This window comes from Citricoccus sp. CH26A, from assembly GCF_000224415.1.
Lineage (GTDB): Bacteria > Actinomycetota > Actinomycetes > Actinomycetales > Micrococcaceae > Citricoccus.
Window position 1 is genome coordinate 1 of the sequence record NZ_AFXQ01000006.1, and the last position, 23,296, is coordinate 23,296.

17 protein-coding genes and 2 riboswitches are annotated in these 23,296 nt (G+C 71.6%); of the genes, 14 read left to right on the forward strand and 3 right to left on the reverse strand.

The window, feature by feature from the left end; all coding sequences use genetic code 11:
- The first annotated feature begins 14 nt into the window (after positions 1-14).
- From CITRI_RS0105395 to CITRI_RS0105420, 6 genes are all read left to right on the forward strand, one after another.
- Positions 15-1,232: a sarcosine oxidase subunit beta family protein gene (locus CITRI_RS0105395; RefSeq protein ID WP_029139067.1), complete on the forward strand. Its 1,218-nt coding sequence runs from the start codon at positions 15-17 to the stop codon at positions 1,230-1,232.
- Between the two features lie 20 nt (positions 1,233-1,252).
- Positions 1,253-1,609 (forward strand): sarcosine oxidase subunit delta, encoded by a 357-nt coding sequence (locus CITRI_RS0105400; RefSeq protein WP_010143643.1) that lies wholly within the window; start codon positions 1,253-1,255, stop codon positions 1,607-1,609.
- Positions 1,606-4,515, forward strand: a complete 2,910-nt coding sequence (locus tag CITRI_RS0105405; protein WP_010143644.1) for a sarcosine oxidase subunit alpha family protein — start codon at positions 1,606-1,608, stop codon at positions 4,513-4,515. Before CITRI_RS0105400 ends, CITRI_RS0105405 begins: the two co-directional genes overlap by 4 nt.
- Entirely contained in the window at positions 4,508-5,161 is a 654-nt protein-coding gene (locus tag CITRI_RS0105410; protein WP_010143645.1) for a sarcosine oxidase subunit gamma, read from the forward strand. Before CITRI_RS0105405 ends, CITRI_RS0105410 begins: the two co-directional genes overlap by 8 nt.
- Positions 5,158-6,552: an L-serine ammonia-lyase gene (locus tag CITRI_RS0105415; protein ID WP_010143646.1), complete on the forward strand. Its 1,395-nt coding sequence runs from the start codon at positions 5,158-5,160 to the stop codon at positions 6,550-6,552. The genes CITRI_RS0105410 and CITRI_RS0105415 overlap by 4 nt, the downstream gene beginning before the upstream one ends.
- A gap of 246 nt (positions 6,553-6,798) precedes the next feature.
- On the forward strand, positions 6,799-8,211 hold the full coding sequence (locus CITRI_RS0105420) for an aminomethyltransferase family protein (protein ID WP_010143647.1): 1,413 nt from the start codon (positions 6,799-6,801) through the stop codon (positions 8,209-8,211).
- A 193-nt stretch (positions 8,212-8,404) separates the two neighbouring features.
- Here CITRI_RS0105420 and CITRI_RS0105425 read toward each other — a convergent pair whose 3' ends face one another.
- Positions 8,405-9,739, reverse strand: coding sequence for an MFS transporter (locus CITRI_RS0105425; protein WP_010143648.1), 1,335 nt, complete (start codon positions 9,737-9,739; stop codon positions 8,405-8,407).
- 118 nt (positions 9,740-9,857) lie between these two features.
- On the opposite strand from CITRI_RS0105425, the gene CITRI_RS0105430 reads away from it, so the two are divergent.
- Entirely contained in the window at positions 9,858-10,808 is a 951-nt protein-coding gene (locus CITRI_RS0105430) for a DUF6282 family protein (protein ID WP_010143649.1), read from the forward strand.
- Positions 10,809-10,851: 43 nt separating this feature from the next.
- Here CITRI_RS0105430 and CITRI_RS0105435 read toward each other — a convergent pair whose 3' ends face one another.
- Complete coding sequence (locus CITRI_RS0105435) at positions 10,852-11,745, reverse strand: hypothetical protein (protein ID WP_010143650.1); 894 nt, start codon at positions 11,743-11,745, stop codon at positions 10,852-10,854.
- 245 nt (positions 11,746-11,990) lie between these two features.
- Between CITRI_RS0105435 and CITRI_RS0105440 the strand changes: the two genes are divergently transcribed.
- Positions 11,991-12,761: a queuosine precursor transporter gene (locus CITRI_RS0105440; protein WP_010143651.1), complete on the forward strand. Its 771-nt coding sequence runs from the start codon at positions 11,991-11,993 to the stop codon at positions 12,759-12,761.
- A 30-nt stretch (positions 12,762-12,791) separates the two neighbouring features.
- On the opposite strand, the gene CITRI_RS0105445 is transcribed toward CITRI_RS0105440, so the two are convergent.
- Positions 12,792-13,490, reverse strand: a complete 699-nt coding sequence (locus tag CITRI_RS0105445; RefSeq protein ID WP_010143652.1) for a TetR/AcrR family transcriptional regulator — start codon at positions 13,488-13,490, stop codon at positions 12,792-12,794.
- Positions 13,491-13,576: 86 nt separating this feature from the next.
- Here CITRI_RS0105445 and CITRI_RS0105450 point away from each other — a divergent pair, with 86 nt between their 5' ends.
- The 6 genes from CITRI_RS0105450 (at position 13,577) to CITRI_RS16450 (ending at position 23,296) form a co-directional block, all read left to right on the forward strand.
- A complete protein-coding gene (locus tag CITRI_RS0105450; RefSeq protein WP_010143654.1) occupies positions 13,577-14,821 on the forward strand; it encodes an acyl-CoA dehydrogenase family protein in 1,245 nt (414 codons plus the stop codon).
- Positions 14,822-14,834: 13 nt separating this feature from the next.
- A complete protein-coding gene (locus tag CITRI_RS0105455; RefSeq protein ID WP_237708995.1) occupies positions 14,835-16,523 on the forward strand; it encodes an AMP-binding protein in 1,689 nt (562 codons plus the stop codon).
- 223 nt (positions 16,524-16,746) lie between these two features.
- Positions 16,747-16,862: riboswitch (SAM riboswitch) on the forward strand.
- Positions 16,863-16,956: 94 nt separating this feature from the next.
- A complete protein-coding gene (locus CITRI_RS16445; protein ID WP_010143656.1) occupies positions 16,957-18,369 on the forward strand; it encodes a hypothetical protein in 1,413 nt (470 codons plus the stop codon).
- Positions 18,369-19,634 carry an acyl-CoA dehydrogenase family protein gene (locus CITRI_RS0105465; RefSeq protein WP_010143657.1) on the forward strand — a complete coding sequence of 422 codons (1,266 nt, stop codon included), beginning with the start codon at positions 18,369-18,371 and terminating at the stop codon, positions 19,632-19,634. The genes CITRI_RS16445 and CITRI_RS0105465 overlap by 1 nt, the downstream gene beginning before the upstream one ends.
- Before the next feature lie 210 nt (positions 19,635-19,844).
- Positions 19,845-19,959, forward strand: a riboswitch (SAM riboswitch).
- 84 nt (positions 19,960-20,043) lie between these two features.
- Positions 20,044-21,426, forward strand: coding sequence for an LLM class flavin-dependent oxidoreductase (locus CITRI_RS0105470; RefSeq protein ID WP_010143658.1), 1,383 nt, complete (start codon positions 20,044-20,046; stop codon positions 21,424-21,426).
- Between the two features lie 49 nt (positions 21,427-21,475).
- Positions 21,476-23,296 carry an ABC transporter substrate-binding protein gene (locus CITRI_RS16450; RefSeq protein WP_010143659.1) on the forward strand — a complete coding sequence of 607 codons (1,821 nt, stop codon included), beginning with the start codon at positions 21,476-21,478 and terminating at the stop codon, positions 23,294-23,296.

Below are 23,296 nucleotides of genomic sequence, written 5' to 3' on the forward strand. Positions count from 1 at the left end.
ATGGGAGCCTGACCATGGCTGACCTGCTGCCCGAGCACCCGGACTTCCTCTGGCGGAACCCGGAGCCCAAGAAGAGCTATGACGCCGTGATCGTCGGCGGCGGCGGCCACGGACTGGCCACCGCGTACTACCTCGCCTCCCGGCACGGCATGACCAACATCGCCATCCTCGAACGGGGCTGGCTGGCCGGCGGGAACATGGCCCGCAACACCACGATCATCCGCTCCAACTACCTGTGGGATGAGTCCGCCGCCATCTACGAGCACTCCCTGAAGCTGTGGGAGGGCCTGCCCGAGGAGCTGGACTACGACTTCCTGTTCTCCCAGCGCGGCGTGATGAACCTGGCGCACACCCTCCAGGACGTGCGCGAGTCCCAGCGACGGGTCAACGCCAACGTCCTGAACGGCGTGGACGCCGAATGGCTGGACCCGAAGCAGGTCAAGGAGCTGTGCCCGATCATCAACATCGGGGACGACATCCGCTACCCGGTCATGGGCGCCACCTACCAGCCCCGGGCCGGCATCGCCAAGCACGACCACGTGGCCTGGGCCTTCGCCCGCAAGTGCGACGAGATGGGCGTGGACATCATCCAGAACTGCGAGGTGACCGGTTTCGTCAAGGACGGCAACCGCGTCGTCGGCGTCGAGACCACCCGTGGCCGCATCAACGCCGGCAAGGTGGGACTGGCGGCCGCCGGCCACTCCTCGGTCCTGGCCGACCTGGCGGGATTCCGCCTGCCGATCTCCTCGCACCCGCTGCAGGCCCTGGTCTCGGAGCTGTTCGAGCCGGTCCACCCGACCGTGGTGATGTCCAACCACGTGCACGTATACGTCTCCCAGGCGCACAAGGGCGAACTGGTGATGGGTGCGGGCATCGACTCGTACAACGGCTACGGCCAGCGCGGTGCCTTCCACGTGGTGGAGGAGCAGCTGGCCGCGGCGGTGGAGCTGTTCCCGATCTTCGCCCGGGCGCACCTGCTGCGCACCTGGGGCGGCATCGTGGACACGACCTTCGACGCCTCGCCCATCGTGTCCAACACCCCGATCGACGAGCTCTACGTCAACTGTGGCTGGGGCACGGGCGGGTTCAAGGGCACCCCGGCGTCCGGTTACACCTTCGCCCACACCATCGCCACCGGTGAGGCACACCCGCTGAACGCACCGTTCGCGCTGGACCGCTTCGAGACCGGCCACCTCATCGACGAGCACGGCGCCGCCGCCGTGGCCCACTGACAGCTTCAGGAGCCTTCGACATGCTTTCCATTCCCTGCCCAGAGTGCGGCCCCCGAGACGAGATCGAATTCCACTACGGGGGCCAGGCGCACGTCGCCTACCCCGCGGATCCCCACAGCCTGGACGACCGTGGCTGGGCCGAGTACCTCTTCTACCGGGACAACCCCAAGGGCCTGTTCGCCGAGCGCTGGCAGCACGCCGCCGGGTGCCGCAAGTGGTTCAACGCCCTGCGTGACACCCACACCTACGAGTTCTCCACCACCTATCGCGTCGGCGAGCCCCGGCCCGACGTCGCCGACCCCCACCCGGGCGCGGCGCCGGCCGGCCCCTCCACCCCTTCCAACACCCCTTCGAGCCCCGCGGGAGGCACCCTGTGAGCAGCGCACGACTGGACGCCGATCGGGCCCCCGGTCATTCCATCGACCGGACCCGCACCATCACCTTCTCCGTGGACGGCCAGGACTACACCGGTCACCACGGTGACACCCTCGCCAGCGCCCTCGTGGCCGCCGGCCGCCTCGACTGCGGCCCGTCCATGTACCTCGGCCGGCCCCGCGGCATCCTCGCGGCCGGCGTGGAGGAGCCCAACGCCCTGGTGACGGTCTCCGCCCGGTTCCCCGGTCACGTGGACGAGTCCATGCTGCCGGCGACCACGGTGGGCCTCACGGAGGGTCTCCGGGCCGGGTACCTGTCCGGCCTGGGCACGCTCGACCCGGGACGCGACGAGGCGGTCTACGACCACAAGTACGTGCACACCGACGTGCTGGTCGTCGGCGCAGGCCCGGCCGGACTGGCCGCGGCCCGCGAGGCCGCCCGGACCGGTGCGCGCACCATCCTGATGGACGACCAGCCCACGGCCGGCGGGTCGTTGCTGTCCGGCCGGGACGAGACCATCGACGGCGTCGACGCCCGTCAGTGGGCCCAGGACACCCTGACGGAGCTGGCCGGTGCGGAGGACTTCACCTACCTGCCGCGCACCACCGCCTTCGGCAGCTACGACGCCAACTTCGTCGTCGCCGTCCAGCACCGCACCGACCACCTCGAGCCGCGCGAGCGCCCGGGCGTGTCCCGGCAGCGGATCTGGCACGTGCGCGCCTCCCAGGTGGTGCTGGCCACCGGCGCCCACGAGCGCCCGCTGGTGTTCGCCAACAACGACCGCCCGGGCATCATGCTCGCCGGTGCCGTCCGCAGCTACCTGAACCGGTACGCGGCCGCCGCCGGCACCAACGTGGCGGTCGCCACCACCAACGACTCCGCCTACCTCCTCGTGCAGGACCTGCACGCCGCGGGCATCGGCGTCGCCGCCGTGGTGGACTCCCGTCCGGATGCCTCGACCACCGCCCTGGAGGTCCTCGAGGCCACCGGCGTACGGGGCATCTTCGGCGCCGCGGTGGTGGACACAGAGGGCGAGGGCCCGGCCGGCCGCATCAGCGGCATCACCGTGGCCCGGATCGACGAGTCCGGTGCCATCGCCGGCACTCCCGAGCGCCTCGAGGCCGACCTGCTCGCCGTGGCCGGCGGGTTCACGCCGGTGGTCCACCTGCACAGCCAGCGCCAGGGCCGGTTGCACTGGAACGCCGAGATCGCCGGCTTCGTGCCGTCCGCGCCGGTCGCCGACCAGCACGTGGCCGGTGCGGTCACCGGTGAGTACACCCTGGCCGGCGCCCTGTCCCAGGGGGCCCAGGCCGGTGGCCTGGCCGCCGAGCACACCGGTTTCGATGCCACGGTCCGGGTGCCCGAGGCGCCGTCGTCGGAGTACGGATCGGTGCGCTCGCTGTGGCTGGTGCCGGCCCTGGAGGGCGAGCCGCGGGAGTGGCGTACCCACTTCGTGGACCTGCAGCGAGACCAGACCGTGGCCGACGTGCTGCGCGCCACCGGGGCCGGGATGCGCTCGGTGGAGCACGTCAAGCGCTACACCTCCATCTCCACCGCGAACGACCAGGGCAAGACCTCCGGGGTCAACGCGATCGGCGTGATCGCCGCCGCCCTGAACGAGTCGGACCTGGGCGAGGTCGGCAACACCACCTTCCGGGCTCCGTTCACGCCGGTGGCCTTCGCCGCCGTCGCCGGACGCCGCCGCGGCGAGCTGTTCGATCCCGCCCGTCTCACCTCGATCCACCCGTGGCACGTGGCGAACGGGGCCCTGTTCGAGGACGTGGGCCAGTGGAAGCGGCCCTGGTACTTCCCGAAGGACGGGGAGGACATGGACGCGGCCGTGCTGCGCGAGTGCGCCGCCGTGCGCGAGTCCGTCGGCTTCATGGACGGGACCACGCTGGGCAAGATCGAGATCCGTGGCTCGGACGCCGGTGAGTTCCTCAACCGCATCTACACCAACGGGTTCAAGAAGCTGAAGGTCGGCATGGGCCGCTACGGACTGATGTGCACCGCGGACGGCATGCTCTTCGACGACGGCGTGACCATGCGCCTGGCCGAGGACCGGTTCTTCATGACCACCACGACCGGTGGCGCCGCCAAGGTGCTGGACTGGCTCGAGGAATGGCACCAGACCGAGTGGCCGGAACTGGACGTGGTGTTCACCTCGGTGACCGAGCAGTGGAGCACGATCGCCGTCGTGGGGCCGAAGTCCCGCGCCGTGGTCGCGAAGCTGGCCCCGGAGCTGGACGTCTCCAACGAGGCGTTCCCGTTCATGGCGTTCCGCGAGACCACCCTGGCCAACGGGACCCCGGCGCGGATCTGCCGGATCTCGTTCTCCGGCGAGCTCGCCTTCGAGATCAACGTCGAGGCGTTCTACGGGCTGTCCACGTGGGAGGCCGTGGCCGAGGCCGGTGCGGAGTTCGACATCACCCCGTACGGCACCGAGACCATGCACGTGCTGCGCGCCGAGAAGGGCCTCATCATCATCGGCCAGGACACCGACGGCACGGTGACCCCGCAGGACGCCGGTATGGAGTGGGCCGTCTCGAAGCTCAAGGACTTCGTGGGCAAGCGCTCCTACTCCCGGCCCTACACGGCCCGGGAGGACCGCCGGCACCTGGTGGGCGTGCTGCCCGTGGACCGCACCACGCGGCTCGCGGAAGGCGCCCAGCTGGTCGCCGCGGACACCCCCATCACCCCCGACGCCGGCCCGGTCCCGATGATCGGTCACGTCACCTCCTCCTACAACTCGGCGGCCCTGGGCCGGCCTTTCGGCCTGGCCCTCGTGGACAACGGCCGCAACCGGTTCGGCGAGATCGTGAAGTCCCCGCTCGGGGACGGATCCGTGGATGTCGAGATCACCTCACCCGTCCTGTTTGACCCTGAAGGGAGCCGTCGCGATGGCTGAGAACACCATGACGATCGACCAGTCCCAGGCATCCGGCCAGGTGGCCGCAGGCCTCCGCCGGACCCCGGCCGCACACCTGACCGCCGAGATGGCCCAGGTGGGTGAACGCTCCCAGGGCGCGGTGGCCGTGCGCGAGCTGGCCTTCCCGGTGCAGTTGGGGCTGCGCGCCCGGCCGGGCTCCGCCTCGGCCACCGCGTTGGAGGGCGTGCTCGGGGTGCCGCTGCCCACCGGGCACGGCCAGGTCACCGGAGACCCGGACGGCCTGCACGTGGTGTGGCTGTCCCCGGACGAGTTCCTCGCCGTGGACGTCTCCCGGGAGCAGGTGCCCGGCGAGGGGCGCGAGCTGGAGGACGCGCTGGAGGGCCTGCCCGGACAGGCGGTGGACCTCTCGGCCAACCGCAGCGTCCTGGACCTGCGTGGTCCGAGGGTGCGCGAGGTCCTGGAGAAGGGGTGCCACGCCGACCTGCACCCCCGGTCGTTCGGGGTGGGCACCGCCATCGCCACTCAGCTCGGGCCGGTGCCGGTGGTCCTGCACCGCTACGCGGACAGTGGATACCGGGTCTACCCCCGTGCCTCCTTCGCCGACTACCTCGTACGCTGGGTGCTGGACGCTGCCGAGGAGTTCTGCCATGAGGAGGTTCTGTGACCCTGAGCGTGCTTGACCTGTTCTCCATCGGGCTGGGGCCGTCGTCGTCCCACACCGTGGGACCCATGCGTGCCGCCCGCATCTTCGTGGGCGGCCTGGCGGAGAGCGGGACGCTGGAGTCCGTGGCCCGGGTCCAGGGAGAGCTGTTCGGCTCCCTGGCGGCCACGGGCATCGGGCACGGTTCGGATGCCGCAGTCGTGCTGGGGCTGGCCGGCCGGGACCCCGAGACGATCGAGGCGGACGAGGCTCCGCGCGTCGTCCTCGAGGCGATCGAGACCGGCCGGCTTGCCCTCGACGGCACCCACGAGGTCGACTTCGACAAGGACCGGGACGTGGTGCTGCACCGCGGCCAGTCCCTGCCGGGCCACCCCAACGGCATGCGCGTCTCCGCGTATGACGCCGCCGGTGGCCTGGTCGCCTCGCAGGAGTACTACTCCGTGGGCGGCGGCTTCGTGGTGACGGCCGAGGACCTGGGCACGCCGGAACCGGAGGACCAGGACAACCCGGAGCCGTACCCGTTCGCCGACGCGGCCGAGCTGCTGCAGCGATGCCGGGAGTCCGGCAAGTCCATCGCCGAGGTGATGCTCGCCAACGAACTGACCCGGCACAGCGAGGACGAGGTCCGTTCGTCCCTGCTCCACGTGTGGGCGGTCATGAGGGAGTGCGTGGAGAACGGGTGCAGCCGCACCGAGGAGACCCTGCCCGGTGGGCTGCAGGCCCGGCGCCGGGCACCCGGGTTGCTCCGTCGGCTCCAGGAGCAGGAGGCCGCGGGGGATGACAAGGACACCCTCTGGGCCATGGAGTGGGTCAACCTGTTCGCCCTGGCCGTCAACGAGGAGAACGCCTCGGGCGGCCGGGTGGTCACCGCCCCGACCAACGGGGCGGCGGGCATCATCCCCGCCGTGCTGCACTACTTCGATCGGTTCCGGGAGTGCGACGACGACGCCGTCGTGGACTTCCTGCTCACCGCCGGGGCGATCGGGACGCTGTTCAAGCGCAACGCCTCGATCTCCGGTGCGGAGGTCGGCTGCCAGGGCGAGGTCGGCTCGGCCTGCTCGATGGCGGCGGCCGGCCTGTGCGCGGTGCTCGGCGGTACGCCGGAGCAGGTCGAGAACGCGGCGGAGATCGGCCTGGAGCACAACCTGGGCCTGACCTGCGACCCGATCGCCGGACTGGTCCAGATCCCGTGCATCGAGCGCAACGCGATCGCCTCGGTCAAGGCCATCAACGCGGCCCGGCTTGCCCTGGTGGGGGACGGTTCGCACCGGGTCACCCTGGACGAGGCGATCAACACCATGCGGGAGACCGGACGGGACATGATGTCCAAGTACAAGGAGACCTCCCGCGGCGGCCTGGCCGTGAACGTGGCCGTCAACATCCCGGAGTGCTGAGGTGGGCTGACCCGTCCTCCCGCTCCCGGCGTCCAGCGCCCCCGGCGTCCCGGCGTCGCCCCTGGTGGATCCCCGTGGGTCCCTGCACCAGGGGTGACCTCGGGAGCGCCGGGGGCGTTCGGCGTTAAAGGGGTCTCGCAGATCGTTGACAAGAGTGTTGCCCAGATCACACCGCAATACCTATGCTGAGAGGTATTGGCGGCCGGGTGATCGTTGCCGACGGCCGGACGACGCGAGGAGACAGTCATGACCGAGAAGAAGACCCTGCAGGACGTGCTGGACGCGGCGGGGAACCCCGTGGACCACATGCGCAACGTGAAGGCCGGCGCGTACATCTACCCGGTGGTGGCCCCGGAGTTCACCAACTGGCGCGACGAGGTGGGCGCCTGGCGCGACTCCGCCGTCATGTTCGACCAGACCCACCACATGGACAACCTGATCATCCGGGGCAAGGACGCCCACCGGCTGCTGTCCACGGTGGCCATCAACTCACTGGAGAACTTCCCGGTCAACCGGGCCAAGCAGATCGTCCCGGTCACCCCGGCCGGCCACGTCATCGGCGACGGCATCCTGTTCCATGACGAGCAGGACCAGTACACCTACGTGGGCCGCGCCCCGGTCACGGACTGGATCACCTTCCACGCCGAGACCGGTGGCTACGACGTCGAACTCACCGTGGACCGGCGCTCGCCGTCCCGCCCGATGGGCAAGGCCGTCACCCGCGAGTTCTGGCGCCTGCAGATCCAGGGCCCCCGCGCGTGGGACGTGATCGAGAAGGTCAACGGCGGACCCGTCGAGCAGCTGAAGTTCTTCCACATGAGCTCCATGAACGTCGGCGGCACGCAGGTGCGCACGTTGCGCCACGGCATGGCCGGCGCCCCGGGGCTGGAGCTGTGGGGCCCCTACGAGGACTACGACCGCGTCCGCGAGGTGTTCATGGAGGCCGGTGAGGAATTCGGCCTCACCGCCGTCGGCGCCCGGGCGTACTCCTCCAACACCCTGGAATCCGGCTGGATCCCGTCCCCGCTGCCGGCCATCTACTCCGGGGACGGCATGCTCGCCGAGTACCGGCGGTGGCTCGGGGAGGACTCCTACGAGGCGATGAATTCGATCGCCGGCTCCTTCGTCTCCGAGGACATCGAGGACTACTACACCACCCCGTTCGAGCTGGGCTACGGCAATTTCATCAAGTACGACCACGACTTCATCGGCCGCGAGGCCCTGGAGCAGATGGACCCGTCCGCCCAGCGCCACAAGGTCACCCTGGCCTGGGATGACGAGGACATGGCGCGCATCCACGCCTCGATGTACGGCAAGGGCGAGCTGCCCTACAAGTTCTTCGACCTGCCCAACGCCAACTACGGCTCGTCCAACTTCGACGCCGTGGTGGACGAGTCCGGCAGGGTGGTGGGGCTGTCCATGTTCACCGGGTACTCGTTCAACGAGCGCACCGCGCTCTCCCTCGCGGTGGTGGACCCGGGCGTGCAGGTCGGGGACCGGTTGAAGGTCGTGTGGGGCGAGCCCGGCGGCGGCTCCGGCAAGACCACCGTGGAACGCCACCGGCAGATCGAGGTCAACGTGACCGTCTCCCCGGTGCCCTACTCCTCCGAGGTCCGCGAGAACTACGAGGGGTCCTGGCGCAAGGTGGGGGCCGTCTGACCGGCACCCGTCCCTGAGGCAGCTCCACGGCGGCCCCGCGACCCCTCCGGTCGCGGGGCCGCCGTGCGTCTGCCGTGCGTCTGCCATGGGGCTGGTCCACGCGCCGGTTGTCGCCTGGCGGAAGGGCGGCGCATGCCCAGGGCCCGCCCTCCGGCTGGAGGACGGGTCCTGGTGGAAGGGGAGGGGGTGGGGGTCAGGCGGCCTCCGCCGAGGCGTCATACCGTCCGGTCCTCAGCGGCAGGATGCACGCCAGGGCGACGACGCCCAGGACGAGGATGTACAGCGAGATCGGCCAGGAGGCCCCGAAGGCGGCGTACAGGCTGGTGGCGATGAGCGGGGCGAAGCCGCCACCGACGATGGAGCCGATCTGGTAGGCCGTGGAGGCCCCCGAGTACCGCACGTTCGCGGGGAACAACTCGGCGATCAGGGCGGCCTGCGGGCCGGCCATCAGGGACTGGGCCAGCAGCACCAGCGCGAAGCCGAGCAGGATGAGCACCGGCTGGGCGGTGTCGACGAGCCAGAAGAAGGGGAAGGCCCCGACGACGACCAGGACGGCACCGGCGACGAACACCGGCTTCTGGGCGAACCGGTCCGCCAGCACCGCACCGAGCAGGACCGTGGCGAGGTGGATGACCGCGCCGCCCACGATCAGCCACAGCATGGCGGGCTGGGGCAGTCCCAGGGCCTTCGTGCCGTAGGCCAGCATGTACACGGAGTAGATGTAGCCGATGGCCGGCGGCGCGGCAGAGGCCAGGCCGGCCAGCACCGTGGTGCCACCGTGGTCACGGAATAGGCGGCCCAGCGGGAAGCGGTCGACCTCCTGGCGCTCCTGGGTCTGCTGGAAGACGGGGGAGTCCTCCACCCTGAAGCGCAGGTACAGCGCCACGAGGATGAGCGCCGCCGAGAGCAGGAACGGCACCCGCCAGCCCCAGGCCGCGAAGGCCTCCGGGGCGAGCGAGGCCGTCACCACGATGAAGACCAGGTTGGACACGATGATGCCCACGGGCAGGCCCATCTGGGGGAAGGCGCCGTACAGGGCCCGGCGCTTGCGGGGCGCGTATTCCACGGCCATGAGCACCGCCCCGCCCCACTCACCCCCGACGCCGAGGCCCTGGGTGAAGCGCAGCAGGACCAGCAGGATCGGTGCCCACACGCCGATCGTGGCGTAGTTGGGCAGCAGGCCGATCCCCACGGTGGCCCCGCCCATGACGAGCATGGTGATCAGCAGCATCTTCTTCCGGCCGATCCGGTCTCCGAAGTGGCCGGCCAGTAGCCCGCCGATCGGGCGGGCGATGAAGCCGACGGCGAAGGTCGCGAACGCCGCCAGCGTCCCGGTGATGGGTTCCTCGGAGGGGAAGAACTGCGGCCCGAAGATCAGGGCGGCGGCAGAGCCGTAGATGAAGAAGTCGTACCACTCGATCGCGGTGCCGATGAAGCTGGCACCCAGGACCTTGCGTCGTTCGTGCGGGGTCGGGGTCCGGCGGGTCGAGGCCGAGGATCCCGAGGCAGTGGCTGGTGAGGAGGTCATGAGTGCCGTTCTCCCGAATGGTCGGCTATGAACTGGATCACATTAACTCTCCCGATAGGGGTTCGTATTGTCAACAACTTTGCTGGCAATCTAGTCGGCCCCTGTCTATGCTCGTGCCATGAGCCAGCATCCCGTCCCCTCGGCCCGGGCCCGGGAGCTGGTCCGGGGTGCCTACGACCTCCACGTCCACGTGGCGCCCGACGTCATGACGCGCCGCATCGATGACATCGCCCTGGCCGGGCGCTTCCGGGACCTGGGCCTGGCGGGGTTCGTCATCAAGTCCCACTACGTCCCGACGGCGGAGCGCGCCGAGCACGTGCGCCGTCTCGTCCCCGAGGTGGAGGCCCTGGGCGCGATCACGCTGAACGCCTCGGTGGGCGGCATGAACCCGGTGGCGGTCGAGATCGCCGGCCGTGGCGGGGCGAGGGTCGTCTGGTTCCCCACCGTGGACTCGGACAACCAGCGTTCCTGCCTGGCGGAGGAACCCGAGGGGGCCACCCCGCCCATGTGGGCGCAGCTCCAGCAGGACCTCGAGGACGCCGGGATGAGGGCGGAGGCGGTCCAGGTCCTCGATCCCGCCGGCATCCCGACCGCCCGGACCGCCCAGGTCCTCCAGGTCATGGCCAAGCACTCCATGGTCCTGGCGACCGGCCACCTCCACCAGGACGAGTCGGCCGCCCTCGTCCCGGCGGCTCGGGCGGCTGGCGTCGAGCGGATCATCATCACCCACCCCGAGTTCACCTCCCAGCGGATGGGGTTGCAGGCGCAGCAGTCGCTGGCCGCCCAGGGCGTGTTCCTCGAGCGCTGCCTCACCACCCCGCTGACCGGGAAGGTCTCCTGGGACACCTGGCACGCCAACATCCGCGGGGCCGGCATCGAGAATTCCGTCATCTCCACCGACCTCGGCCAGCCCTTCAACCCACCGGTCGAGGACGGCCTGGCCATCGTGGCGGACCTGATGCTGGAGCACGGCTACTCCGAGGCGGAGATCCGCCTGATGACCGTCCACAACTCCCGGCATCTGGCCGGCGCCGGTCCGCTGGCCGACGCTCCCGCCCACCTGCGCTGAACCTGCCCCGGATCCTGCGGGGCCGACCGACCGTCGCGCGGGCTCAGCGGACCGGGTCGGGGGTCTCCACCGCGATCTCCAGCTCCTCCACCCGGGGCCACCGGTCCAGCAGTCCGGAGGCGGTCGCCTCGTCGGGTCCGCCGCCGCGCTGGTCGTCGGCGACGGTGAGGGACAGCGACTCGAGCCGGCCCTGGTGGACCTGCAGCCGGGCTTCGAACCAGACCCCGCCCCACTGGACGAGCCCGGCCACGGGCCACACCTGGGTCCGCGGGGCGATGCGCGGGGCGTCCTCCTCCACCTCGAACCAGGCGTCCGGGGAGAACCCCTCGCCCTGCCACTGCTCCCGGACGGAGTCCAGCTGCCGCCGCAGGGCCTCGACGCCCGGCACGCCGTCGACCAGCAGTGCCTCGAGGACCGCGCGCACCTCGGGGGCCACGGGCCGCAGGTCCATCCCGGCCTCGGTGTCCCCGGCCGCCTCGAGGACGGACAGCCACCGCCTCCCCTCGGCGCGGTCCCAGGCGTATCCGGCCAGTGCGCCGGCCGCGCCCAGTCCGGCCATCACCCAGCGCGGGCGGTTCACCCCGCGTTGGGTCAGCCAGTCGGAGACCCGCCCGTCGAGCCGCTCGAACTGGTCCGCCAGCCCCAGGGCCAGGCCGCCCGCGGCCGTCCCGACGGCGGCGCGCGTCTCGGTGCCCACCGGCAGGTCCACCGGCACGGTGGCGGCCACGTAGCCACCGGTGAAGGCCGCGGTCGCCAGGCGATACGCCGTCTGGGCGGCACCGTCCAGGCGGCGCGGGTCGATGAGGCTCAACCCCACCACCGCAACCGTCGAGGCGGCCGCGAAGGCCGGGTGCTCGGCCAGCCGTGGCCGGTCGATGACACCGAAGCGGCGCTCGCGGACCAGGGGAGTGAGGGCGGGCCATCCGGGTGTCGTCATGATCCGAGCGTAGACGCTGCCCAGGCGCGTCCCGGCCGCGACGCCCCGGGGCCGGGGCGGCCTCCGGCCGGCCCCCGCGCGGGGCCGTCGCCGGCCGCTGTGAAACAATGGACCGTCCTTCCGACGCCACCCGGGGCAGCGGGTGAGTGCGGGGTCGTGGAGACCGTCGACCGCCGTGTCCGGAGGACCGTGAGTGCTAATACAGCCGGCCGTCCGCCAGGCGAACCACCACCTCAGAGGAATCGATGACCCCCGCAGACCACCATCCTGTCCACCCTGCCGCCTGGCCGGAGGATCGGCCCGACGGCCAGTCCGGCGGCGCGCCGGCGCCCGACCGGCCTCGGGGCGCGCCGCCGTCGGGAACCGCGGCCCGCTTCGCCCCCACCGGCACCGGCCTGTACGCCGTCTTCACCGCCGTGATGGCCACCGTGCTGATCCTGTCCAACATCGGGGCCTCCAAGGGCGTGACCTTCGGGCCGATCGTCACGGACGGCGGTTTCTTCCTGTTCCCGCTGGCCTACATCATCGGTGACGTCGTCTCCGAGGTGTACGGCTTCCGGGCCTCGCGACGGGCCATCATCACGACCTTCGCCCTCTCGGTCTTCGCCGCCGGCTGCTACTGGGTGATCATCGCCCTGCCCGGTGCCGAGTGGTACGACGGCCAGGACGCCCTCGTGCGCACCCTGGCCCCCGTCCCCCTGATCGTGCTGGCCTCCCTGCTCGGCTTCCTCGTCGGCCAGCTGGCGAACTCCTGGCTCATGGTCCGGCTGAAGCGCCGGGCGGGGGAGCGACAGCTGTTCGGGCGCATCGCTGCCTCCACGCTCGTCGGAGAGTTCCTGGACACCCTCGTGTTCTGCTCGATCGCCGCGGGGGTCATCGGCATCACGGACGTGCCGACGTTCCTCAACTACGTGGTGGTCGGCTTCGTGTTCAAGTCGGTCGTCGAGATCGTGCTGTCCCCGGTGACCATGTGGGTGATCGGCCGGGTCAAGCGGGCCGAGCCGGCCTACGCCTGACCCCGGCCCGGGCCGGGGTGCCGCACGGCCTCAGCCCAGTGCCCGGCGCACCGCGTCCACGATCTCCTCGGTGTCCGCGTGCTGCCCGACCACCGTCACGACGGCGACGGGTCGCTGCGCCGGCGCCTCGGCGGCGGCCGCCGGCTCCCGGTAGCCCTGCAGCAGCACGCGGATGAGCTGCCCGGCCTGCGCCGAGAACTCCTCCCGCAGGGTGTCGTCCCGTTCGCGCAGCCACCGGCGCAGGTAGGAGTTGTGCAGGGCCACGCAGGCTCCGGCCAGTGCCGCCGAGAGGGGCCCGACGTCGGCCTCGTCCCCGAGGGCGCCCGTGGCTGCCAGGCGGTCGGCCAGCCAGTGGCGGAACACCGCCTCGTAGCGGTGCGAGGTCAGCAGCTCCCGGTTGCGCAGGGCCTGTGACTGGCGCAGCAGCCGATGGCGGGTCATGGTGCGGTCGGCATCCTCCAGGTGATGGCGGAAGACCAGCAGCAACCCCTCGCGCAGGGCCGAGGCGGTGTCATGGTCGGTGCCGGCCAGGAAGTCCTCGAGCCGGGCGAGCATGTCCGTGTGGTCGGCGAAGACCACGTCCTCCTTGCCGCCGAACGTCCGGAAGAAGGTGGCCCGGCTCATCCCGGCCTCGCGGGCCAGTTCGTCCACGGTGGTGCCGTCCCAGCCCTGGGCGTCCAGCAGGCGCAGCAGGGCGGTCAGGGTCTGCGGGGCGGTGCGCTGGTCCATGTGCTCATGATACTGCGTCTCTTGACATGAGACTGGGTGTCATCGGATAGTGGTGGGCATCACCCTGAACGTCTCCGGAGGCCCCCATGACCACCCAGTCCGACGTGTCGGCACCCACCGATCGCCCGCAGCTTCCCACCGCGGAGCCCGACTACGAGGTCAGCGCCGCGCTGGACACCGACGCCTACGCGGTCTTCGCCGACCTGCCGGACGAGGAACTGGCGCTCTGGCGCCGGGCCCGCCAGTTCGTCACCCCCCAGGTGCTGCAGCAGATGCACCGGGCGTGGGACCTGGCGCAGTACCCGCTGGACCTGGTCGAGCAGATGGGCCGGATGGACCTGCTGCGCGACGGCGTGGCGGTGGAGGGGCTGCCGGAGGTCTCCCGGGTGGCCGCGGGCCTGGCCACCATGGAGCTCTCCCGCGGGGACGGCTCCCTGGCCACGGTCGTGGCCGTGCAGGGCGGGCTGGCCATGCGGTCCATCGAACTGTGCGGCTCCGAGGAGCAGAAGCAGCGGTACCTGACGCCCCTGGCCCGTGGCGAGCTGCTCGGCTCCTTCGCGCTGACCGAGCCCACGCACGGCTCCGACGCCGTCGGCCTGGAGACCACGGCCACGCCCACCGCCGGCGGCTGGCTGCTCAACGGCCACAAGAAGTGGATCGGCAACGGTGCCAGCGGAGGCATCACCGTGGTCTGGGCCCGCTCCACCGAGGACGAGAAGGTCCGCGGCTTCATCGTCCCGCAGGAGTCCGAGGGGTACCGGGCCGGTGTCATCGAGGGCAAGATCGCCCTGCGCGCCATCCACCAGGCGGACATCACCCTCGACGGGGTGTTCGTCCCCGAGGACCACGTGATGCCGGACGCGACCTCCTTCCGCGACACCTCGCGCGTGCTGTTCTCCACCCGCGTGGGCGTGGCCTGGTCCGCCGTCGGCCAGGCCCTGGGCTGCTTCGAGGGCGCCCTGCAGTACGTGCAGCAGCGCCGGCAGTTCGGCCGCCCGCTCGCCGCCTCCCAGATCGTCCAGGAGCGCCTGGCCCGGATGCTCTCCCAGCTCACCCAGGTCCAGCTGCTCGTGCTGCGGGCCGCGCAACTGGAGGACCGCGGCACCCTCACCGGACCCCAGGCGTCCCTGGCCAAGTACTCCGCCACCCGGGCCGCACGGTCCATCGCCCAGGACGCCCGGGACCTGCTGGGAGGCAACGGCATCCTCATCCGCCACGAGGTCGGCCGGCACTTCGCCGACATCGAGGCCCTGCACACCTACGAGGGCACCGAGACCGTCCAGGCCCTGATCATCGGCCGCGACCTGACCGGCGTCTCCGCCTTCGCCTGAGAGGATCACCTCCATGACACAGCCCGCCATGACGCAGCATTCGCCACAGGCCCAGCCGGGCCCCGCGCCCGCCGCCCCGGCAGACGTCCACTCCGCCTCCACCGAACCCCTCACGCCCCTGGGATTCCTGGGCCGGGCCGCCGCCGTGTTCCCGGACCGCGAGGCCGTGGTCTACGGGGCCCGCCGCTCCACGTACCGCGAGTTCGCCGCGGAGGTCCAGCAGCTGGCCCGGGCCGTGCGGGCACGGATCCAGCCGGGTGAGACGGTCACGGTGATCGCCCCGAACATCCCGGCCATGCTCATGGCCCACTTCGCCGTGCCCCTGGCCGGGGGCGTGCTCAGCCCGCTCAACCCGCGGCTGACCGCCCGGGAACTGGCCTATATCCTGGAGCACTCCGAGGCCCGGGTCGTGTTCGCGGACGGTGACGTCGTCGCCACGGTGCGCGACGTCGTCGGAAACCTCCCGCAGGCCCCCCTGGTGGTCGAGATCGTGGACCCGGAGGCCGGGCACGCCGGCCCGGTGGACGCCGACGCCGGCTCGCTCACCTACGAGGACTTCCTCGCCCAGGGGCCGGCCGGCCCCGACCTGCCCTGGCGGGTGGCGGACGAACACGCGCCGATCACCCTGAACTACACCTCCGGCACCACCGGACCGCCCAAGGGCGCGCTCTACACCCACCGCGGCGCGTACCTGGCGGCCGAGGGTGCGGTGTTCCACAACGGCTACACCGGGGCCACGCGCTACCTGTGGACCCTGCCGATGTTCCACTGCAACGGCTGGTGCACCCCGTGGGCCGTGACGTCCGCGGCGGGCACCCACGTCTGCCTGCGGGCCGTGCGTCAGGACGCCATCTGGGACGCGTTCGACCACGAGGGCATCACCCACCTGTGCGGGGCGCCGATCGTGTGCGCCATGATCCACGAGTCCGAGCGCGCCCGTCCCCTGGACCGGGAACTGCGGATGACCACCGCGGGGGCCGCACCGCCGCCGTCGGTGATCGAGGCACTGGAGTCGCTGAACATCACGCCCGTGCACGTCTACGGGCTGACCGAGGTCTACGGCCCGTTCACCATCTGCGAGCCGCAGCCGGCGTGGGCACGGCTGCCCGCCGCCGAGCGGGCACGGCTGATGGCCCGGCAGGGCGTGCCCATGGTGCACGCCGGGGAGGTGGCCGTCATGGACGCTGACCTGAACCGGGTGCCCGCCGACGGCGAGACCCTCGGCGAGGTGGTGCTGCGCGGCAACGGCGTGATGAAGGAGTACTTCAAGAATCCCGAGGCCACCGCGGAGGCCTTCCGGGGCGGCTGGTACCACACCGGTGACCTGGGGGTGATGCATCCGGACGGCTACATCCAGCTGATGGACCGGGCCAAGGACATCATCATCTCCGGCGGGGAGAACATCTCCTCCATCGAGGTGGAGGGCGTGCTGCACGCCCACCCGAAGGTCTCCGACGTGGCCGTGGTGGGCGTGCAGGACGACCGGTGGGGTGAGCGCCCGGTGGCGTTCGTGGTGACCGAGGCCGGTGCGCAGGTCACCGCCGAGGAGTTGCGGGCCCACTGCCGGCAGGGCCTGGCCGGGTTCAAGGTCCCGGACCGGGTCGAGTTCGTGCAGGAGCTGCCGCGCACCGCCACCGGCAAGATCCGCAAGAACACCCTGCGAGCGCTGCAGGACGGGGACGGCGCCCCGGCGGTGGGCTGAGCCCTCACCGAGGGGCGGTGGACCGCCCACGCCGGAGGGGCGTCTCCCACCCCGCGACGAGGATGCCGCCTCGGGGACGTCACCCGGTACCGATGTCCTGACGACGTCATCGGGCGTCATCCACGGGGCGCGCGAGCGGGACGGGCGGGCTATGTGACCCGCGGTGGCGAAACATGACCCCGACGGTTGGACCGGCGCAGGCCGCGGCCTACGGTGGCTGCAGAATCACGAGATCCGGTGCCAAGCCCTGGCTGGCCGGACGGCAACCCTCTCCTCCGTAGTGGGGTGCTCCAGGTGATGATTCGGCCCGTACGCGACCGCTGCGGGCAAGTACGGCACCACCTCGGGGGACACCACGCGCGGCCGCGGGCCGGGCATCCCCCGCGCGGCCCGCACGGGCCCCGGGTGCCACGGATGACCGGAAGGCTCCATCGTGACCCACACCGCCACCCCGCAGGACACCCCAGTCCCCGGTGACGCCCCCCGGGCCGGACTGCCCCGCTTCGAGGAGCTGAGGGCCGCCACCGCCGGGGCACCACCCACGGACGCCCAGCTCAGCGAGCACTTCGCCCCCGTCTTCCGGCTCATCGCCGAAGGGGCCCACCAGCGCGAGCAGGACCACGAACTGGCCTTCGCCGCCATCGAGCACCTGCGCGGCTCGGGATTCACCCGGGTCCGCCTCGCCCGCGACCGCGGGGGGATCGGGGCGAGCCTTCCCCAGCTCGCCGGGCTGCTGGTGGACCTGGCCGCCGCGGACTCGAACCTGCCGCAGGCCCTGCACGGGCACTTCATGTTCACCGAGCAGCACCAGAACGAGTCCCAGGGGCCCGTGTCGGAGTGGTGGCTCGCCGAGGTGGCCGCGGGGAGGATCTTCGGCAACGCCCTCGTCGAGTTGCCACCCTCCGCGGGCCGGCGTCCCGTGCGCTGGGTCGATGCGGACCCGGACACCGCCCAGGCGGCCGCCGCGGTCGGGGACACCGAGATCGCGGAGATCACGGGGGACAAGTTCTACTCCACCGGTGCCGTCTTCGCCGACTACCTGCTGGTGACGGCCACCCGGCCCGGCCGCGAGGACGAGGGACCGATCTTCGCCGTCGTGGACGCCAGGGACCGGGGCGTGACGCGCACCGATGACTGGAACGGCTTCGGACAGCGACTCACCGCCTCCGGCACCACCACCTTCGACGACGTCCCCGTGCGGGCGCACCGGACCCAGGAGTTCAACGTCCCCACCGGCGTGCTGGCCTATGCGGTGCTGTGGGTCGTGCTGGCCGCCACGCAGGCCGGCATCGGCGTGGCGGCGCTGTCCTCGATCACGGACTTCGTGCGCGCTCGCCGGCGCACCTACGACCACGCCGCCGCCGAGACCCCTGCCGAGGACCCGCTGGTCCACCAGGTCATCGGCTCCGTCTCCGCCAAGGTCTCCGCCGCCCGGCACATCGTGACCGGTGCCGCCGCCGTCGTCGAGGACTCCTACCGAAGCGTGCGCGGCCACCTGGACCTCGAGGACCCGGTGGTGCTGGACGCCCACACCCGCGCCAACGTCGCCCTGTCCGAGGCCACCGTCGTGGTCTCGGAGCTGATCCTCGAGGCCACGAACCAGATCTTCGAGTCCGGCGGCGCCTCCGCCACGGACGCCTCGCGGCACCTGCACCGGCACTGGCTGAACGCCCGCACCGTCGCCAGCCACACCCCGCTGATCTACCGCACCCAGGCGGTCGGGGACTACCGGATCAACGGCACCGTCCCACCGTTCCACTCCACCGCCCGCAACTCCGACCCGCGGGCCGGCGCCACGGCCGCCGGCGCGGGAACGCCCACCGTATCCACCACCGAAGGAGCATGATGACCACGACGCCAGAACGACAGGCCCCGACCACCGCCGCGTCCCCGGACGGGGCGGGTGGGCAGTCCGCCGCACGGTTCGCCGAGGTGCGGGAACGGCTGGCCCCCGTCCTCCGCTCCATCGCCGCGAGCGCCGCCGCACGGGAGGCCGACCGGATCATCGACCGCGACGCCGTCCGCGCGCTCGCCGAGGCCGGTTTCACCTCGTTGCGCGTGCCGGTGGAGTACGGCGGCGCCGGTCTGGGCTTCGCCCAGTCCGCGGAGCTGATCGTGGAGCTCGCCGCCGCGGACTCCAACCTGGCCCAGGCGCTGCGTGCCCACCTGATCAACCAGGAGAACATCCTGGGCCACCCGGACCCGGTGCTGCGGGACCGGTGGCTGCGCCGCCTCGGTGCGGGGGCCGTCGTCGGCAACGCCATCACCGAGGTCAACAACGCGGTGGGGGAGGGGACGACCCGGCTGGTGCAGGACGCCGAGGGCACCTGGCGGCTCAACGGCACCAAGTACTACTCCACCGGGTCCCTGTACGCGGACTGGATCATCGTGGCGGCGGTCGACGCCCGCGGTGAGGAGATCGCCGCGACCGTGTCCGCGAACGCCCCCGGGGTCCGGCTCCTGGACGACTGGGACGGCTTCGGCCAGCAGCTCACGGCCTCGGGGACCACGGTGTTCGACAACACCCCGGTGGACCCGGAGGAGGTCTACACCTCCGGCCTGGACGACGGCACCCGTGTGGCCACCGGCCAGGCCTCCTGGCAGTTCCTGCACCTGGCCACCCTGACCGGTATCGCCCAGGCGATCGTGCGGGATGCCGGGGACTACGTGCGGGGCCGGCGCCGGTCCTTCAGCCACGGCGTGACCGAACTGCCCCGCGACGACGCCCAGGTGCTCCAGGTGGTCGGCGACCTGTCCTCCGCGGCCTTCGCGGCCCGCGCCGCCCTCGACTCCGTGGTGGCGGCCCTGGGCGGTGTCCTCGGGCGGGAGGCCGCCGGGGAGGTGCTGCCGGAGGAGGACGTGAACGCCCTCTACGTGCGCGTCTACCAGGCCCAGCAGGTGATCGCCCGGAACGTGCTGGCCGCCGCGACCCAGCTGTTCGAGGTGGGCGGCGCCTCCGCCACCAGCCAGGCGAGGGGGCTGGACCGGCACTGGCGCAACGCACGCGTGCTGGCCAGCCACAATCCGCTCATCTACCGCGCGCGGATCATCGGCGAGTGGGAGGTCAACGCCACCCCGCCGTCCCGGTCCTACCGCATCGGTTCCGCCTGACCCACGGTCCGGCCCTGCGCCACCGGCCCCCGTCGTGCACCGCACGGCGGGGGCCCTCGCGTGCCCGGACCCGCGCAGATGTCGCCGTATGTCACTCCAGCGTCATGGAAGGACCCGGTGGCCCTCACCCCGCCCGGGGATGACGGGACGTTAACCGATACCGGCGGATCCCTTGGCGGGACCGGCACCGGGGTCTACGCTCGGTAACGGAATCACGAGATCCGGCCATAAGCCCTGGCTGACCGGACAGCAACCCTCTCGCTGTAGTGGGGTGCTCCAGGTGATGATTCGGCCGGCACGCACCCGTGACCGGCAAGTACGGCACCCCGCCCGGTGCATCGAGGCCGCCTGCGCGCGCCCCGGTGCGTTCCGGGCATCCCCGGAGTGCCACCGACCGGGAAGAGACACCATGGCCCCCATCGCCCGCACGCCCCTGCACTTCAACGCGTTCGTCATGAACACCACCAGTCACATCCACCACGGTCAGTGGCGTCGCCCCGACGCCGGGCAGACCGAGTTCACCGACGTCCGCACCTGGATCGACCTGGCCCGCACCCTCGAGGCCGCGAGGTTCGACGCCATGTTCTTCGCGGACGTCGTCGGCCACTACGGCGACGCGGACGCCGACTACTCCGTGTACGTCAACGAGGGCCTGCAGATCCCCTCCAACGACCCGACCGTGCTGCTCGGCGCGCTGGCCGTGGTGACCGAGCACCTGGGCCTGGCCACCACCTCCAACGTCTTCCAGTCCCACCCGTTCCAGTTCGCCCGCCAGCTCTCCACGCTCGACCACATCTCGAACGGCCGGATCGCCTGGAACATCGTCACCGGGACCCAGGACAACGGTTCACGCAACTTCGGCCTGCCGCGGCTGACCGACCACGCCGAGCGCTACGCCTGGGCCGAGGAGTACGTGGACGTCGCCTACAAGCTCTGGGAGGGCTCGTGGGACGAGGGAGCGGTCGTCAAGGACCGGCAGGGCTCCCGGTACTCGGACCCGGCGAAGGTCCACAAGATCCACCATGAGGGCCGGCGCTACTCGGTGGAGGGCCCGCACCTGCCCTCACCGTCCCCGCAGCGGACGCCGCTGCTGTACCAGGCGGGATCCTCCGCCTCCGGCCGGGACTTCGCCGCCCGCAACGCCGAGGCCGTGTTCCTCATCGCGGCGACCCCGGACATCGCGCGCCAGCAGATCGAGGACACCCGCCGCCGCGCCGTCGAGGCCGGCCGGGCACCGGAGGACATCAAGTTCTTCCAGGGCCTGAGCTTCGTCATCGGCGAGACGGAGCAGCAGGCCCGGCGCAAGCTGGTCGAGTACGAGGAGTACGCCTCCGTGGAGGGCTACCTGGCCCACGCCGCCCTGGTCGACCCGGACGGCCGCGTCTACCCGCCCGAGACCCCGTTGAAGGACCTGGAGACCAACACCCAGAAGGGCTTCTCCGAGTGGACCTCCAAGGCCATCACGGACCGCGAGCCCGTGGTCGCCGACGTCGCCTGGCGCAGCCACCGCAACAACCGCCTGGTCGGTACCCCCGAGCAGATCGCGGACCGGCTCCAGGAATGGCAGGACGCCGGCGTGGACGGCATCAACGTCATCAACTGGGTGATCCCCGGCTCCTTCGAGGAGTTCGCGGACCAGGTCCTGCCCGTGCTGCGCGAGCGCGGCCTGGCGCAGTCCGAGTACGCACCGGGCACCCTGCGCCAGAAGCTCTTCGGCCGGGACCGCCTGCCCCAGACGCACCCGGCCGCCCGGTACCGGGGCGCCTTCGCCGCCGTGCCGACCGGGGCCTGAGCCCCACCACCCACTTCTGCCTGCGCTGGACCACGGCGAGAGGAACCCCATGAGCACCCCACCTTCCCCGAGCGCGCCCGGACTCCGGACGACGCCCCGCACCCCCCGACTCCCCGGGCCCCGGACCACCGGGCTCGCCGTCCTGACCGCGACCACGCTGGTCCTGAGCGCCTGCGCCGCAGGCCCCGGCACCGGTCCCGACGCCGACCCGGAGCAGGCGGCGCTGACCGGCGCCGCCGGTGCCGGGCCGGTCCAAGGCGGCGTGATCGAGTACGGCCACCTCCAGGAGCCCAACTGCATCTTCGGCGGCTGGATCCAGGAGAACTTCACCGCCCGCCAGGTCCTGGACAACCTGGTGTCCCACACCGAGGACGGCTCGGTGGTCCCCTGGATCGCCACCGGCTGGGAGGTGTCGGAGGACGGCCGGGCCTGGACGCTGCGGCTGCGCGAGGACGTGACCTTCACGGACGGCACCGCCCTGGACGCCGAGGCCGTGGCCTACAACTTCGACTACTGGCTGGACGGCGGCAACGGCACCGCCGCAGCCCACCTCGGCGGGTTCTACGACCACTCCGAGGTGCTGGACGAGCACACCGTCCGGATCCACCTGTCCGCCCCGTTCTCCCCGTTCCTGTCGACCATCTCCCAGTCCTACTTCGGCCTGCAGTCGCCCACGGCCCTGCAGACCCGCACCGACGAGGAGAACTGCACCGAGCCCATCGGCTCCGGGCCGTTCACCGTCAAGGACTGGAAGCGCGGGGAGTACATCGAGTTCGAGCGCAACGACGACTACGACTGGGCGCCGCAGAACGCCCGGCACCAGGGCCCCGCTCACGTGGCGGGCATCCGGTGGAACATCGTCCCGGACAACACCTCCCGGTACGGTTCGCTGCTGTCCGGGGAGATGGACGCGATCGGCGAGGTGCCGGCCGTGAACATCGCCCAGGCCCGCCAGGACTACGACTTCACGCAGTACATCACCCCGGGCCGGCCCGTGGTGATGAGCCTGAACACGCAGCGGGGCATCTTCACGGACCAGCAGGTCCGCCAGGCCCTGAGCCTCGCCACGGACCGGGAGGCCAACGTGGCCTCGGCCTTCCTCGGCACCGTCCCGTTCGAGCCCAGCGGCTACCTCTCCCAGACCACCCCGGACTACGACGAGGAGGCCGCCGCCGAGTACCCGTTCGACCTGCATCGGGCCAACGAGCTGCTGGACCGGGCCGGCTGGACCGGCCGGGACCCCGACGGCACCCGGACGAAGGACGGCCGGCGCCTGCAGGCACTCGTGGTCTACGGCCTGAACAGCATCATCACCCCGGACGGCAACACCGTGATCCAGAACTTCCAGGAGCAGGCGCGGGCCGCCGGCTTCGACCTGGTGCTGCGCCCGGGCACGCCATCCGAGTTCTTCGGGGGCGCGTTCTCCACCCCGGAGAGCTACGACGCCCAGGTGGGGTACTGGACGAGCCCGCACGCCGGGATCCTGAACATCAACTACCGCCCCTCCACCGAAGAGGCGCCGAACGGGGCCAACACCACGTTCCTGGACCAGGCCCGGGTGTTCGAGACCATCCAGTCCGCGCTGCAGGCCCCCACGCCCGAGGAGGTCACGGAGCGGTTCTCCCAGGCCCAGCACGAACTCAGCGAGCTGGCGCCGGCGATCGGCCTGTACACCCAGACCAACACGCTGGCCGTGGGCGGGGACGTCACGGGTCTCTGGCTCGACCCTGCCCAGGGCGGCCCGGTGTTCCACGACGCCCACTTCACCTCCCAGGATGCCCGGGACGCCTCCGGCACCCTCACCCCGGACACCGCAGACACCCCGGACACCGCAGACAGTGCGGACGCCCCGGCCGAGAGCGAGGACTGA